Origin of the sequence: Streptomyces sp. NBC_00237 (assembly GCF_026342435.1) — a bacterium.
Lineage (GTDB): Bacteria > Actinomycetota > Actinomycetes > Streptomycetales > Streptomycetaceae > Streptomyces.
Map to the genome: position 1 here is coordinate 667,547 of NZ_JAPEMT010000003.1, position 13,049 is coordinate 680,595.

Here is a 13,049-nt window from a genome sequence, read left to right on the forward strand (position 1 = left end):
TGCCCCAGGGCCATGCCCGCATGCCGCACCGCTGGACTGTGAAACGCGCCATGGCCCGGCGCGCTGGCTGCCGACGACTGCACCGACGCTACGAACGCGGGGCCGGCCGCTTCCTCGCCTTCACCAGCGCCCGGGCCGAGGGTGTGCAACTGCGTCTGGAAGCAACTGAGTTGCAGGTCCGCCTGCCTACCTGCCTCGGGCCGGGGCGGACGGCGGGCGTTCGTGTCGGGCAAGGAGAAGCAGGACACGATGAAGGCCACGGTCATTGCCGACCATCTGGGCCGAACCCTGCGGACGGACGCCCTGCGGCCAGGGCGAACGCAAGACGCGACCGCTGCCCGCACGGCCGGGATCAGCAGATGCTTCGGCCACTTCGGCGAGCTCTTTCGACGGACGGTCGGTCACCACCTGGGCCGCACCCGTAACGGTCCCACCGTGAGCGGGCTCGTCCACGCCTATGTCCTCGCGTGGGCACGCCGTGTGGACGCGTGGGCGCCTTGCCAGGAAGCTCTCCATGGTGACGTGCCGGACCTCCAGGAGGCACCCCCGGCGAAGGTGAAGGGGTCCACGCCCCGACAGATCGGCGGGTCCCCCCAAGAACGGATTCCGGCCGTCCGTAGGCGTCCGTGACTCAGGCCCTTCCACGGACGCGCTCCGTCGCTACGGTAGGGAACGCGTATGGCTTCTTGCCTGCCGGAGCGGAAGGAATGCCCGATGACCGGTACGGGGGGCGGGAACGCCACCGGCGGCGCAGACAGTCGGCTCGGAAGGTTCCGGCTGGACGAGTTGCTCGGCGAGCTTCAGGTGCGCATCCAGGCGGTGCGCGGGACCCGGGACCGGCTGCACGGCCTCCTGGAAGCAGTGCTTTCGGTGGGGCGGGAGCTGGATTTGCCGCAGGTGCTGCGCGGGATCGTCGAGGCATCGGTGGTGCTGGTGGACGCCGAGTACGGAGCGCTCGGGGTCATCGGTCAGGATCAGCGGCTCGCGCAGTTCCTGACGACCGGAGTCGACGAGGAGCTGCGCGCGCGGATCGGTGACCTGCCTACCGGGCACGGCCTGCTCGGTGAGGTGATCCGGCATCCGGAGCCGCTGCGGCTGGCCGAACTCGCGGACCATCCGGCCTCGTCGGGCTTCCCGCCGAACCATCCGCCGATGCACTCCTTCCTGGGCGTACCGATCAGAGTGCGCGACGAAGTCTTCGGGAACCTGTACCTGACCGAGAAGCGCGGAGGCGTCGAGTTCGACGAGGAGGACGAGGCGGTGCTGACCACGCTCGCCGTGGCGGCCGGGGTGGCGATCGAGAACGCCCGCCTGTACGAGGAGGCCCGGCTGCGCGAACAGTGGCTGGAGGCCAGCACCGAGCTCACGGCAGGATTGCTGTCCGGGATGCCCGAGGCCCGGGTCCTGGAGGTGATGGTCGAGCGTGCGCGGCGGATCACGTCGGCCGAATTGGGTCTGGTCGATCTGGTCGAGGGGTCCGGCACGCTGCGCGGAGTGCTGGCGATGGGCGAGGGCGCTGAAGCTCACCGTGGGCTGACGGTGCCCCGGGAGGGAACGCTCGCGGGGGCCGCGTTGAAGGCCGCGGGACTTGTGGCGTCCGCAGCGGTGGCGGACGATCCCCGGGTGACGTTCTCTCCCGAACGGTGGAAGGGGACCGGGCCCGCTGTGGCGGTGCCGATCGGCGATCGAGGGGTGCTCGTCCTGGCCCGTACGGCGGGCAGGCCGCCTTTCAGCGCGGCCGAAACGGCCCCGCTGGCAGGCTTCGCCGGTCAGGCGGCACTGGCCCTGGAGCTCGCGGACCGGCGGCGGGACGCCGAGCAGGTGAGCCTGCTGGAGGACCGCGACCGGATCGCCCGCGACCTGCACGACCTCGCGATTCAGCGGCTGTTCGCAACGGGGATGACGTTGCAGAGCGCCCGGCGGTTCGTCGAGCACCCGGAAGCGAGTGAACGGCTCGTGCGGGCGGTGGACGATCTCGACGAGACGATCAAGATCATTCGATCGACGATCTTCGGGCTGCGGACCCACGAATCGGCGGCATTCGGCGGTGGGTTGCGGATCAGGGCGGTGCGCACGGTCGAGGAGGCGATCGCGTCGCTCGGGTTCACCCCCGCCCTGCGGATGGAGGGGCTGCTGGACACGGATGTGCCGCAGGCCGTGGCCGACGAGGTGGTGGCGGTGCTGGGCGAGGCGTTGTCGAACGTGGCGCGGCACGCCCAGGCGTCGCGGACGGATGTCGCCGTGGTGGTGGGGCAGGGCGTGCTCACGGTGACGGTGGTGGACGACGGCATCGGCTTACGGGAAGAGGAGCAGCGGCGCAGCGGGCTGCGCAACCTGGCCGAGCGGGCGGAGCGGCTCGAAGGACGGCTGACCGTCGAGCCGGAAGCGACGGGAGGCACGCGCCTGATCTGGCGGGTCCCTGTCCGGGGACTGAAGTAGCCGCCGGTCACTCGTGTTTCGCGTCGGGCGGGGTGAACTGGGTGGCGAGGACGGCCGCCTGGATGCGGCGCTCGACGCCGAGTTTGGCCAGCAGCCGGGAGATGTGGTTCTTGACCGTCTTCTCGGAGAGGTAGAGCTGTTTGCCGATCTGCCGGTTGGTGAGCCCCTCGCCGATGAGTGCGAGGATCTCCCGTTCCCGGGGGTTGAGACCGGCCAGTCGCGAGTCCTCGGCCGTCGGCTCCTGGGTCGGGCCGCGCAGGCTGCTCATCAGGCGGGCGGTGGTGGCCGGGTCGAGCATCGACTGGCCGGAGGCCACCGTGCGGACGGCTTCGACGAGGTCCGAGCCCTTGATCTGTTTGAGTACGTAGCCCGAGGCGCCCGCCATGATGGCGTCGAGCAGGGCATCGTCGTCGTCGAACGAGGTCAGCATCAGGCAGGCCAGCCCCGGCGTGCGTGAGAGGAGTTCGCGGCAGACGGTGATGCCGTCGCCGTCCGGCAGTCGGATGTCCAGGATCGCGACGTCGGGGCGCAGCGCCGGGCCCCGTACCAGGGCCTGTTCGCCGGTGCCCGCTTCGCCCACCACCGCCATGTCGGGCTCGGAGTCGAGCAGGTCGTGCACTCCGCGTCGTACGACTTCGTGATCGTCGAGCAGGAAGATCCGGATCGGCTGCTGGGGCGAGAACGTCCGTGCGGTCATCGGTGACCCTCCCGTTGGTGTCGTCCGGCAACGATCCTGCCGTGCGGGGGCATCGGTGTACCAGGGCCGGTCGGCCCCAATAGGCCCTCTCTTTCGCCCTGTTGACGCCGGTCAGCAGATGCGCGGCAGTCGCTCGCCGACCAGTACGTCGATCGCCCGCCGGTCGCCGACGAGGGTGCGCATGCCCACCCGGCCGCCCGGACCCGGAACGGTGTTCCCGATCCGTACGCACTGGGCGCCTTCGGCTTCGGCCCGCGAGCGCATGGCATCCAGGGCGGCATCGGCGCGACGGGCCGCGACGCCGAGGAGCGGACCGGGCCGCCGTGCAGGTGGGAGAAGTCCAGGTCGAAGCAGGAGTCCCAGCGCTGCCAGCGTTCGGCGTGGTCGCCAGTGAGGTCGGCGACCTCCTCGGTGGCCGTGCAGAAGCAGGTCGCACCGGGCGCGGTGCACCCGACGGCTACGGGGAACGCGCTCCCGCGGCGCTCCCCGTAGCCTGTGTCGGTGAAGTGGCCGCCGGTCAGGACGCGGTCCTGGATCGCGATGGCGCGCAGGTCGCACGGGCGTACTCCGAGAAACGCGTAGGACGGAGGCTGCGGTCGCTCGGCGCGGATGGTGACCTCGCCGCGCCGGGTGCGGTCCGCGCTCCGCAGCTTTTCCCGCTGCGGGTGCAGGTAGTTCTTCCAGGACTGGGGTCCGGCGGAGTGCGCGAAGGCCGCTCCGTCCTCGCTGTGGTGCAGCCGGTAGCGCCCGGCCTCCAGCTCCACCCCCCCCCAGCCGTGCGGGAGTTGGTCCGCCGATTCGAGTTCGGCAAGGACGATCGCGCCGTCGCGGACGGTGGGTCCGACGACGGTGCGGCCGTCCGCCAGGAGCGCGGACACGAGGGCTTCGAGCCCGTACTTATTGAGGTCGAGCACTGCCGTGGCCAGGGGCGTAGTCATCGGTGCCCTCCTCCGTCCGAGTGGGGCGCGCGCCGGGGAGCCGCCGTCTTCTCTTCCAGGTTCGACGGACGGGAGGTCCACGGGCAGGGGCCGACCGGCCCCCTTCGGGGTCATACAGGGGCAGATCTGTCGGCCGGCTGGGCAGGGCCGAACGTATCGCGTGCTGGCGGAGGGCCTGCGGCAGGCCGGTTCCAGGGTGGTGTCAGCGACTGGTACTGCCGGTCCTGGCCTTCCGTAGGTCGTGGCAGGCAGCCCCGAGCAGCAGCACGGAGCACCAGAATCAACGCTGCTCGGCGGGGGTCTGAGCAGCAGCCCCGGCCCGGCGACCGAAGCCGCCGGGCTGAGCACCGTGAGATCCGAGGCGTCCAGCCAGACGTCGGTCCGGCTGCCTGCCGTTGCGCCGGAGGCAACCCTCGTCACAGCGGTGCGCTCATGTCGTCAGTCCTCCCGGGCGACCACCAGCAAGCGGTACAGATCGGCGGCGATCTCCCGTGCCCACGCGGCTGTCGCGGCGAAGTCGCGGAAGTCGCCGCCCTTGCCGGAGTCGACGATCATCCTGGCCATCCGGCCTTCCGCGTCCGCCGTCAGGCAGCCGCCGAAGGTGGCGTGTCCGCGGTCGTCGATCCTGGCCTGGATGCGGCGTACGCCTGCAACAAGAGGGATGTCCCGTTCGTTTGCGGTCGCGTCGAGCGGGCCGCTGCTGAACAGCCAGACCGGGCGGGCCGCCAGTGCGGTCCTGTGTCGTGCGGCGAATCGGCGCGCGTCCTTGAGCCACCGGCCCGTGTAGAGGGCGCTGCCGAGTACGACCGCGTCGTACATCTCTGTGTCGAGGACGTCCGCTGCCGGGCGCAGGTCGGTGACGAAGCCCTCTTTGTCCAGGGTCCGGGCGACGGTTCGTGCGAGCTCCTCGGTGGATCCGTTCTTCGACGCGTACGCGATGAGCACCTTGATCGTCATGATCGGGACCGTCCTCTCTCAGAGTTTGCGCAGCCAGTCGTCGGCCACACCTTTCAACGCCTGCTCGGTGGGCCGCAGGTGGGAGTCGTCCGTGCGGTAGGTGAGCTTGTCGACGACCGCGACCACTCCGTCGACCTCGCCGGTCATGTGGACCGCGATCGGGATCTCGGTGAGTCGTTCCAACTGCCCTTCGAGGGTGACGACACCCTCCACAACGGTGACGTCGAGGGCGCGCGGGGGCAGCCAGAGGGTGCGGACGAGGACCTGTTCGATCACCTCGTGGCGGATGGCGTCGTCCGTGCGCAGGAAGACCTGGAGCAGGTCGCGGCGGGTGACGATGCCGACGAGCCGGTCCTCTTCGTCCACGACGGGCAGCCGTTCGACGGTGTGCCGGGCCATGGTGCGGGCGGCCTCGGCGATGGTGTTCTCCGCGTGGACACAGACGGGGGGAGCGGACATCAACTGAGCTGCGGTACGCGCCTGTTCCTTGACCTGTGCGGTGCGGGAGGCGGTGGTGAGGCGAGGAGGACGGAAGCGGCGTGGGGGTCGGTACGGATCGGGGGCTGCCGCCTCGCGCATCAGGAGGTCCGTCTCGGAGATCACCCCGACGACGTGCTCGTCGGCGTCGACGACGGGCAGTCCGCTGATGCGGTGTGCGGACAGGAGACGGGCCACCTCCTTGAACGGGGTGCCGCGCTGGGCGGTGACGACCTCGGTGGTCATCACGGAACCGATCTTGCTGTGCTTCATCGTGCTCTCCTCTCGGGGCGGACGATCTCCGGGGCGGTAATCTCCGGGGCGGACGACACCGTGGCCGCTGGTCAGCGGAGACGGCGCAGGTAGGGGTCGTATGCGGGGCGGGGCAGCAGCCGTATCCGTGCGTCGAGCACGGTGGCGCCGCCCGGGTGCGCCAGTACGGGGTTGAGGTCGGCCTCGGCGAGCTGCGGCAGGTCACAGGCCATTGCGCGCGGCACGTCCACCCCGGTGAGCGACGGGACGCTGCCGGGCCGCCGGGTCAGCCACCGGGTGCGCCGGGCGGCGTGCGCCAGCGCGTGGGCCGCCTGCTGCGGGTCGGCGTAGCAGGGCACCGCCCCGCCGTCCTCGGTGGGCAGCAGACTGACCGGCGCGTCCTGGTCGAGGCGGATCAGCGACCGTTCGCGAGCGGCGGCCCGGGGCGCGGGACAGCGCCCGGGAGAGGTCCTCGCCGGTCGCCGTGTCGACGGCGGTGGGCACCAGCGCGACCAGGACGGCGTCGACGGCGGCGCACTCGATGAGCTGGTTCACACAGACCTTCAGCTGCTCCTCGGTGACCGCCACGGTGGTGTCCACCGGGTTGAGGGCCGAGGCGCCTTCGGGCAGTACGGCCAGGAGGCTGTGGAGGGTTTCCTGGTCGAGCGGCGGTATCCGGAGTCCGGCCTCGGTGCAGGCGTCGGCGGCCAGGACGCCCGCCCCGCCCGCGTTGGTGACGATCGCGACCCGCGTGCCGGAGAGTAGTGACTGGGAGTGGAACAGGGCCGTGGTGCCCAGGAGTTCGCCGATGGTGCGGGTGGCGGTGATGCCGGTCTGAGTGAACAACGCCTGGCGCGTCACGGTCGGGGTGGTGGCTGCGGCGGTGTGGGAGGCGGCGGCCCGGCGGCCGGTGTCGGTGCGGCCCGCGTCCACGGTGAGGACGGGGATGCGCCGGGTGACGCGGCGTGCGGTGCGGGAGAAGGCGCGCGGGTTGCCGAAGGATTCCACGTGCAGCAGGGCCAGTTCGGTGCGGCCGTCGGACTCCCACCACTGGAGCAGGTCGTTGCCGCTGACGTCGTACTTGTCGCCCAGCGAGGCGAAGCTGGAGGTGCCCAGGCCCAGCCGGGACAGTCCGCCCAGCAGGGCGATGCCGACTCCGCCGGACTGCACGGCGACACCCACGGTGCCGGGCCGGGGATGATGGGCGGCGAAGGTCGCGTCCAGCGAGATCCCGCGTTCGGTGTGCGCGGGCCGGACGCAGGTGGTCGTGCCGTCGGCGAGCAGGGCGTGGACCGGGGCGATGGGGCGGGCGCCGTCCGTCATCGTGGGCCTCCTGGGCACGAGTGGGTGCTTCGAGCGTCCGGCGGTGAGGGCGGTACGGGCAGGGGCTGTACGGGGGTTGGCCGGGGGCCGAACGGCCCCCGGACCCGGCTCCGGCTCCGGGGAGCTCCGGCTGTCGAAGCGATTCCGCAGACGGCCGATCACCGCCCGGCCCATGCCGTCGTCCCGGCGGAACTCGTTGCCGACACCGATCACCGCGAGGCGTGGCGGTGTGTCCGTCGCGCTTCCTCCCCTCGGCGGTGTTCTCCACCGTGCGGACCGAAGGGCGCGCGCGGCAGGGGCCGAACGACCCTGCGCGGGGCCGGTTATCCCCTCCCCGGCCCGGCCTCCGCGTGGAAACGTCCGCAGCAGTGCCCCGGCCGAGGGGCGTACCGGAAGGTGGTGTCGCGGTGCACAAGCCACTGATCGTCGGAGTGGACGGATCGGATCCGAGCCTGTCCGCCCTGGACTGGGCCGCCGACGAGGCGGCGGCACGCGGGGTGCCGTTGCGGGTCGTGCATGCCTGGCGGTGGGAGCAGTACGCCTCCCTGGAGCCGGGTCTCGGTTACAGCCGACCCTCCCTCCAGAGCTACGCCGACGACATCGCCGCCACGGCGGTGGAGCGGGTGGAGCGCCGACAGCCCGCAGTGCCGGTCACGAGCACGGTGGTCGCCGAGGACCCGGTGTTCGCGCTCGCACGGCTCGCCGAGGCCGCCGAAGCCCTCGTGGTCGGCAGCAGGGGCCACGGTGAGCTGGCGGAACTGCTGCTCGGATCGGTGAGCCTGGGGGTGGCCGCACGCGCGGCTGTACCAGTGATCGTCGTGCGTGGCGCTCCGCGTCAGGAGACGGGGGCCGTACGTGCGGTCGCCGTCGGCGTGGACGAACCCGACGCGGCCGCCCCGGCCATGGAGTTCGCCTTCCGCGAGGCCCTGCTGCGCACGGTCCCGGTGACCGTCGTGCACGCATGGCGCTGCCCCGCCCAAGAAGTCCCCGACCACCCCCGGGCGGCCTCCGACGACCACCGCCGACGGGCGGAAGGACAGGTGGAGGGAGCGCTGAAAGCCGTGGTGCACGCGCATCCGGAGTTCGCCGACGTCACCGTACGGCGCGACATCACCGAAGGCACCGCACGCTCCGCGCTGCTGGACGCCTCCCGCACCGCGGGCCTGCTGGTCGTCGGCGCCCGACGGCGCAAGGGACACCTCGGGATGCAGCTCGGCCTCGTCAACCACGGCGTACTGCACCACGCCTCCTGCCCGGTGGCCGTCGTCCCGCACGACTGAGCACGACCGGTCCGGCAACCCGTACAACCCGTACACCCCGACTCACAGAGGGAGAAGGCAACGTGGCACACGACCGCATGGCAGATCTCGACGCTCACTGGCGCGCCGCCAACTACCTGGCCGCCGGCCAGATCTACCTCCTCGACAACCCCCTCCTGACCGAACCGCTGCGCCCCGCACACCTGAAGCCCCGTCTTCTCGGCCACTGGGGGACTTCTCCCGGCCTGAACCTGGTGCACACGCACCTCAACCGTCTCGTCCAGGACCACGACCTCGACGCGATCTGCATCTGGGGTCCCGGCCACGGCGGCCCCGCCGTCCTGGCCAACTCCTGGCTGGAGGGCTCGTACAGCGAGACGTACCCGACGATCGGCCGGGACGCGGACGGGATGGGGAAGCTGTTCCGGCAGTTCTCCTTCCCCGGCGGCGTGCCCAGCCACGTCGCCCCCGAGACCCCCGGCTCGATCCACGAGGGCGGCGAGCTGGGCTACTCCCTCTCCCACGCGTACGGCGCCGCGTTCGACAACCCCGGCCTGCTGGTCGCCTGCGTGGTCGGCGACGGCGAGGCGGAGACCGGGCCGCTCGCCGCGTCCTGGCACTCCACCAAGTTCCTCGACCCCGTCCACGACGGCGCGGTCCTGCCGATCCTGCACCTCAACGGCTACAAGATCGCCAACCCGACCGTCCTGTCCCGCATCCCCGAAGCAGAACTCGACGCCCTGCTGCGCGGTTTCGGACACGAACCCCTCCACGTCACGGGAGACGACCCGCGCACCGTCCACCCCGCGATGGCCGCCGCCCTGGACCGGGCGCTGGAGCAGATCACCGCCTTCCAGCGCGAGGCCCGCACCAACGGCGCCCGCACCCGGCCCCGCTGGCCCATGATCGTGCTCCGTACTCCCAAGGGCTGGACAGGCCCCGCCGCCGTGGACGGCGAGCCGGTCGAGGGCACCTGGCGCTCGCACCAGGTCCCGCTGGCTTCCGTACGCGAAAACCCGGACCACCTGCGGCAGTTGGAGGCATGGCTGCGCTCCTACCGGCCCGAGGAACTCTTCGACGCCGACGGCCGCCCCACCGCCCAGGTGCTGTCCTGCGTTCCGTCAGGAACCCGCCGCCTCGGCGCGAACCCGCACGCCAACGGGGGTCTCCTCACCCGAGACCTCCCCGTCCCGCCGCTGGAGCACTTCGCCGTTCCCGTCGACAAACCGGGTACCACCCTGCACGAGCCCACCCGCGTTCTGGGCGGCCTGCTCGCCCAGGTCATGCAGGACACCGCACAGAGCCGGGACTTCCGCGTGGTGGGTCCCGACGAGACCGCCTCGAACCGGCTCGGCGCGCTCTTCGAGGTCACTGGCAAGGCGTGGCAGGGGGAGGTCCTGCCCACCGACGAGCACCTCGCCACCGACGGCCGCGTGCTGGAGATCCTCTCCGAACACACCTGCCAGGGCTGGCTGGAGGGCTACCACCTCACCGGCCGTCACGGCCTCTTCTCCTGCTACGAAGCCTTCGTCCACATCGTCGATTCCATGGTCAACCAGCACATCAAGTGGCTGAAGACCTCCCGCACCCTGCCCTGGCGCGCCCCTGTTCCCTCCCTCAACTACTTGCTCACCTCACACGTCTGGCGCCAGGACCACAACGGCTTCTCCCACCAGGACCCCGGCTTCGTCGACCACGTCCTCAACAAGAGCCCCGAGGTCGTCCGCGTCTACTTCCCGCCGGACGCCAACACCCTGCTCTCCGTCGCCGACCACGTGCTGCGCAGCCGGGACTACGTCAATGTGATCGTCGCGGGCAAGCAGCCCTGCTTCGACTGGCTGTCCCTGGACGAGGCCCGCAGCCACTGCGCACGCGGCGCGGGCATCTGGGAATGGGCCGGCACCGAAGACAGCACCAGGGAGCCGGACGTGGTGCTGGCCTGCGCGGGCGACGTCCCCACCCAAGAGGTACTGGCGGCAGCCCAGTTGCTCCGCCACCACCTTCCCGACCTCGCCGTACGCGTGGTCAACGTCGTCGACATGACCCGGCTGCTGCCGCGCGAGGAGCACCCGCACGGCATGCCCGACTCCGAGTACGACGCCCTGTTCACCCCCGACCGGCCGGTGATCTTCGCCTACCACGGCTATCCGTGGCTGGTCCACCGCCTCGCCTACCGCCGCACCGGCCACCGGCATCTGCACGTACGCGGCTACAAAGAGGCCGGGACCACCACCACACCCTTCGACATGGTCGTACGCAACGACCTCGACCGGTACCGCCTCGTCATGGACGTCATCGACCGCGTCCCGGGCCTCGCCGTCCGCGCCGCGACCGTCCGCCAGACCATGGCCGACGCCCGCACCCGCCACCACGCCTGGATCCGCATCCACGGCACCGACCTCCCCGAGGTCGCCGACTGGACCTGGACCGGCTGACCCCGCCCCACTCCATCGAGGTGTTCCCTCCCCTGTCCCTTCCCGGTGCACGCCACTCCGTGATGCATCACGTCCTGTGTCCCGTGGTCGTGGTGCTCCACGCCTTTGTCCTGCGCCGGGCGGCCCATTCTTTCTTGAAACTTCACAGGTGACTTCTTCTGCCTAATTTCCCGGGATACTTCTTCTGGGTAATGCGACGGTCAAGTATGGCTTATTGCCAGTGTCTCGCTTTACCTTCCCGAAGCTTCATGAGGCCGCCGCGTGTCCGTGATGTGACAGGGAGGGGGTGATCGGCTTGGAGTCGAAGGTGTGATCTAGGACACGCTTTGGTCGTCTATTCACGGACCAAAACGGGTTAAAGGAGACTTCTGTTTACTGGAGATGGCCATTCTTGGAGTGGAATACTCCATTCCTCTCACTGGGTATAAGCGCATGTCATTACCTGGCATCCACCAACTCTTGACCTTGGTCAATGCAGACTCATAGTGTCCTGAATCAGCGCCGCACACGACTGAACGCAAATGTGCGAACGCTCCTCTATCGAGCTGAGACCATGGGGGATCGCCATGTACGACGTGATTGTTGTGGGTGCCCGCTGCGCCGGATCGCCGGTTGCCATGCTGCTTGCGCGACAGGGGCACCGCGTCCTGGTCGTGGACCGGTCCTCGTTCCCCAGCGACACGGTGTCGACCCACTACATCCACCAGGCGGGCCTCCTGAAGCTCCAGGAGTGGGGCCTCCTCGACGAGATCATCGACGCGAAGACGCCTGCCATCCGCAAGATGCACTACGCGTACCGGGGCGTCGAGCTCAACGGGTTCGCCGATCCGGTCAACGGCGTCGACGCCGTCTACTGCCCGCGCCGCACCGTCCTCGACGAGATCCTGGTCAATGCCGCCCGACGGGCCGGTGCCGAGGTCATCGAGGGGTTCACAGTCTCCGACCTGGTCCGCTCCGGCGACCGGGTGGTGGGCATCCGCGGCCGTGAAGGGGACGGCCCGGAGAAGGAGTTCCGCGCCACCCTGGTCATCGGCGCCGACGGCTTCCACTCCACGGTCGCCAAGAAGGTGGGCGCCGACCTGTACAACGTCCGCCCCGCCGCCGGCTTCATCTACTACTCGTACTACAGCGGACTGGACTGGGGACTGCACCACAAGGTCGGCCTCAACGAGCAGTGGTTCGGCAGCTGGCCCACGAACGACGGTCTGACCATGCTGGCCATCATCGGCACCCGGCGTCACCTGAAGGACTTCCGCCAGGACGTGGAGGGCCGTTTCCAGGCCGTGTTCGACGACGTGGCCCCGGACATGGGCGCGCGCCTGCGCGAAGAGGGCAGGCGCGAAGAGGACTTCAGGCCCATGCGCTACCCGGACAACTACTACCGCCGCGCCCACGGCCCCGGCTGGGCCCTCGTCGGCGACGCCGGTTACCACAAGGACCCCTACACCGGCTGGGGCATCACGGACTCCTTCCTCCACGGCGAGCTCCTCGCCGACCGCGTCCACCAGGGTCTGTCCGGTGAGCGCCCGATGGAGGAGGCGCTGGCCGAGTACAACAAGGTGCGTGACGAAGAGAGTGCGGGAGTCTACGACTTCACCACCACGCTCAGTGAACTCACCGAGCTGCCGCCGTTCTTCAAGGCGACGATGAGCGCGATGAGCACGAGCCAGGAGTGGACCAACAAGATGCTCGGCCTGATCGCCGGCGTCGTGGAGGACCACGAGATCTACTCGCCCGACGCCCTTGAGCGCCTCTACGACGATGCGGGCGTACCGCAGGACCAGCGAATATACGACCCGATGGCCTGACCGCCCGCACCACCGCATCTCAACTCAACGGGGTCCGGTGGCAGCACATCTGTCGGTCTGTCACCTTACGTTTCCCCCCTGGCCCCGTCGGCGGGTCAGGGGGCGTGGAGGTCCGGGGCCGCACCCGCCCGGCCGCGCGCGGTCCTCGCCGCGCGGCCGATGCGGCGCCCTCCTGCGAGGCCCGGCGCGATGTCCGCGTCCCGGCCCACCGCGACACCCGCGTCCCTCGGCTGTCGCTCCGCCGTTCCGCGGCGGCTTCGTTCACCCTCCCCTTCCCTTACGTTCCTCCGTCACGGCCCGGGCCTGCTGTGTTCCGTCGCCGCTGCCGTCCTGCCGGGCCCCCGCATGCGCCGAGGCCCGCCCGGACAGCACCGCGCACGCGTATCCGGGCATCACCCGCTCCGGATTCTGTTGCCCCGGGGCCCTCGGCAATCCGCCACGCGATCCATGCGCCTCACCCATGA

At 70.4% G+C, this 13,049-nt stretch carries 8 protein-coding genes and 3 pseudogenes; 6 read left to right on the forward strand and 5 right to left on the reverse strand.

The genetic code is table 11. From position 1 onward, the window contains the following. Window positions 1-26: 26 nt before the first annotated feature. From OG897_RS29670 to OG897_RS29680, 3 genes and pseudogenes are all read left to right on the forward strand, one after another. Window positions 27-128: pseudogene (locus OG897_RS29670) on the forward strand (IS5/IS1182 family transposase); the annotation flags it as partial. Beyond that, window positions 129-384 (forward strand): annotated as a pseudogene (locus tag OG897_RS29675) (IS5/IS1182 family transposase); the annotation flags it as partial. Window positions 385-714: 330 nt separating this feature from the next. Beyond that, window positions 715-2,439: a GAF domain-containing protein gene (locus tag OG897_RS29680; protein ID WP_266661533.1), complete on the forward strand. Its 1,725-nt coding sequence runs from the start codon at window positions 715-717 to the stop codon at window positions 2,437-2,439. A gap of 7 nt (window positions 2,440-2,446) precedes the next feature. Here the strand turns inward: OG897_RS29680 and OG897_RS29685 are convergent, their stop codons facing one another. The 5 genes and pseudogenes from OG897_RS29685 to OG897_RS29705 all read right to left on the reverse strand — a co-directional run. Continuing rightward, window positions 2,447-3,136 carry a response regulator transcription factor gene (locus OG897_RS29685; RefSeq protein WP_266661535.1) on the reverse strand — a complete coding sequence of 230 codons (690 nt, stop codon included), beginning with the start codon at window positions 3,134-3,136 and terminating at the stop codon, window positions 2,447-2,449. Continuing rightward, on the reverse strand, window positions 3,133-4,074 hold the full coding sequence (locus tag OG897_RS29690; RefSeq protein WP_266661537.1) for a 4Fe-4S dicluster domain-containing protein: 942 nt from the start codon (window positions 4,072-4,074) through the stop codon (window positions 3,133-3,135). The genes OG897_RS29685 and OG897_RS29690 overlap by 4 nt, the downstream gene beginning before the upstream one ends. 438 nt (window positions 4,075-4,512) lie before the next feature. Further along, a complete protein-coding gene (locus OG897_RS29695) occupies window positions 4,513-5,031 on the reverse strand; it encodes a flavodoxin domain-containing protein (RefSeq protein ID WP_266661539.1) in 519 nt (172 codons plus the stop codon). An 18-nt stretch (window positions 5,032-5,049) separates the two neighbouring features. Continuing rightward, on the reverse strand, window positions 5,050-5,781 hold the full coding sequence (locus tag OG897_RS29700; RefSeq protein ID WP_266661541.1) for a CBS domain-containing protein: 732 nt from the start codon (window positions 5,779-5,781) through the stop codon (window positions 5,050-5,052). A gap of 71 nt (window positions 5,782-5,852) precedes the next feature. Next, a pseudogene (locus tag OG897_RS29705) lies at window positions 5,853-7,020 on the reverse strand (acetate--CoA ligase family protein); the annotation flags it as partial. Window positions 7,021-7,490: 470 nt separating this feature from the next. Here OG897_RS29705 and OG897_RS29710 point away from each other — a divergent pair. The 3 genes from OG897_RS29710 to OG897_RS29720 all read left to right on the forward strand — a co-directional run bounded on the left by OG897_RS29710 (window position 7,491) and on the right by OG897_RS29720 (window position 12,585). Beyond that, window positions 7,491-8,363: a universal stress protein gene (locus OG897_RS29710; RefSeq protein WP_266661543.1), complete on the forward strand. Its 873-nt coding sequence runs from the start codon at window positions 7,491-7,493 to the stop codon at window positions 8,361-8,363. 77 nt (window positions 8,364-8,440) lie between these two features. After that, window positions 8,441-10,777 carry a phosphoketolase gene (locus tag OG897_RS29715; protein ID WP_266662497.1) on the forward strand — a complete coding sequence of 779 codons (2,337 nt, stop codon included), beginning with the start codon at window positions 8,441-8,443 and terminating at the stop codon, window positions 10,775-10,777. A 566-nt stretch (window positions 10,778-11,343) separates the two neighbouring features. Continuing rightward, on the forward strand, window positions 11,344-12,585 hold the full coding sequence (locus tag OG897_RS29720) for an NAD(P)/FAD-dependent oxidoreductase (protein WP_266661545.1): 1,242 nt from the start codon (window positions 11,344-11,346) through the stop codon (window positions 12,583-12,585). The last annotated feature ends 464 nt before the right edge of the window (window positions 12,586-13,049 follow it).

Bases quoted from the DNA above. Each gene is read 5' to 3' on its own strand.
- OG897_RS29680 (WP_266661533.1), top strand. From the start codon at position 715: ATGACCGGTACGGGGGGCGGGAACGCCACCGGCGGCGCAGACAGTCGG.
- OG897_RS29685 (WP_266661535.1), bottom strand. From the start codon at position 3,136: ATGACCGCACGGACGTTCTCGCCCCAGCAGCCGATCCGGATCTTCCTG.
- OG897_RS29690 (WP_266661537.1), bottom strand. From the start codon at position 4,074: ATGACTACGCCCCTGGCCACGGCAGTGCTCGACCTCAATAAGTACGGG.
- OG897_RS29695 (WP_266661539.1), bottom strand. From the start codon at position 5,031: ATGACGATCAAGGTGCTCATCGCGTACGCGTCGAAGAACGGATCCACC.
- OG897_RS29700 (WP_266661541.1), bottom strand. From the start codon at position 5,781: ATGAAGCACAGCAAGATCGGTTCCGTGATGACCACCGAGGTCGTCACC.
- OG897_RS29715 (WP_266662497.1), top strand. From the start codon at position 8,441: ATGGCAGATCTCGACGCTCACTGGCGCGCCGCCAACTACCTGGCCGCC.
- OG897_RS29720 (WP_266661545.1), top strand. From the start codon at position 11,344: ATGTACGACGTGATTGTTGTGGGTGCCCGCTGCGCCGGATCGCCGGTT.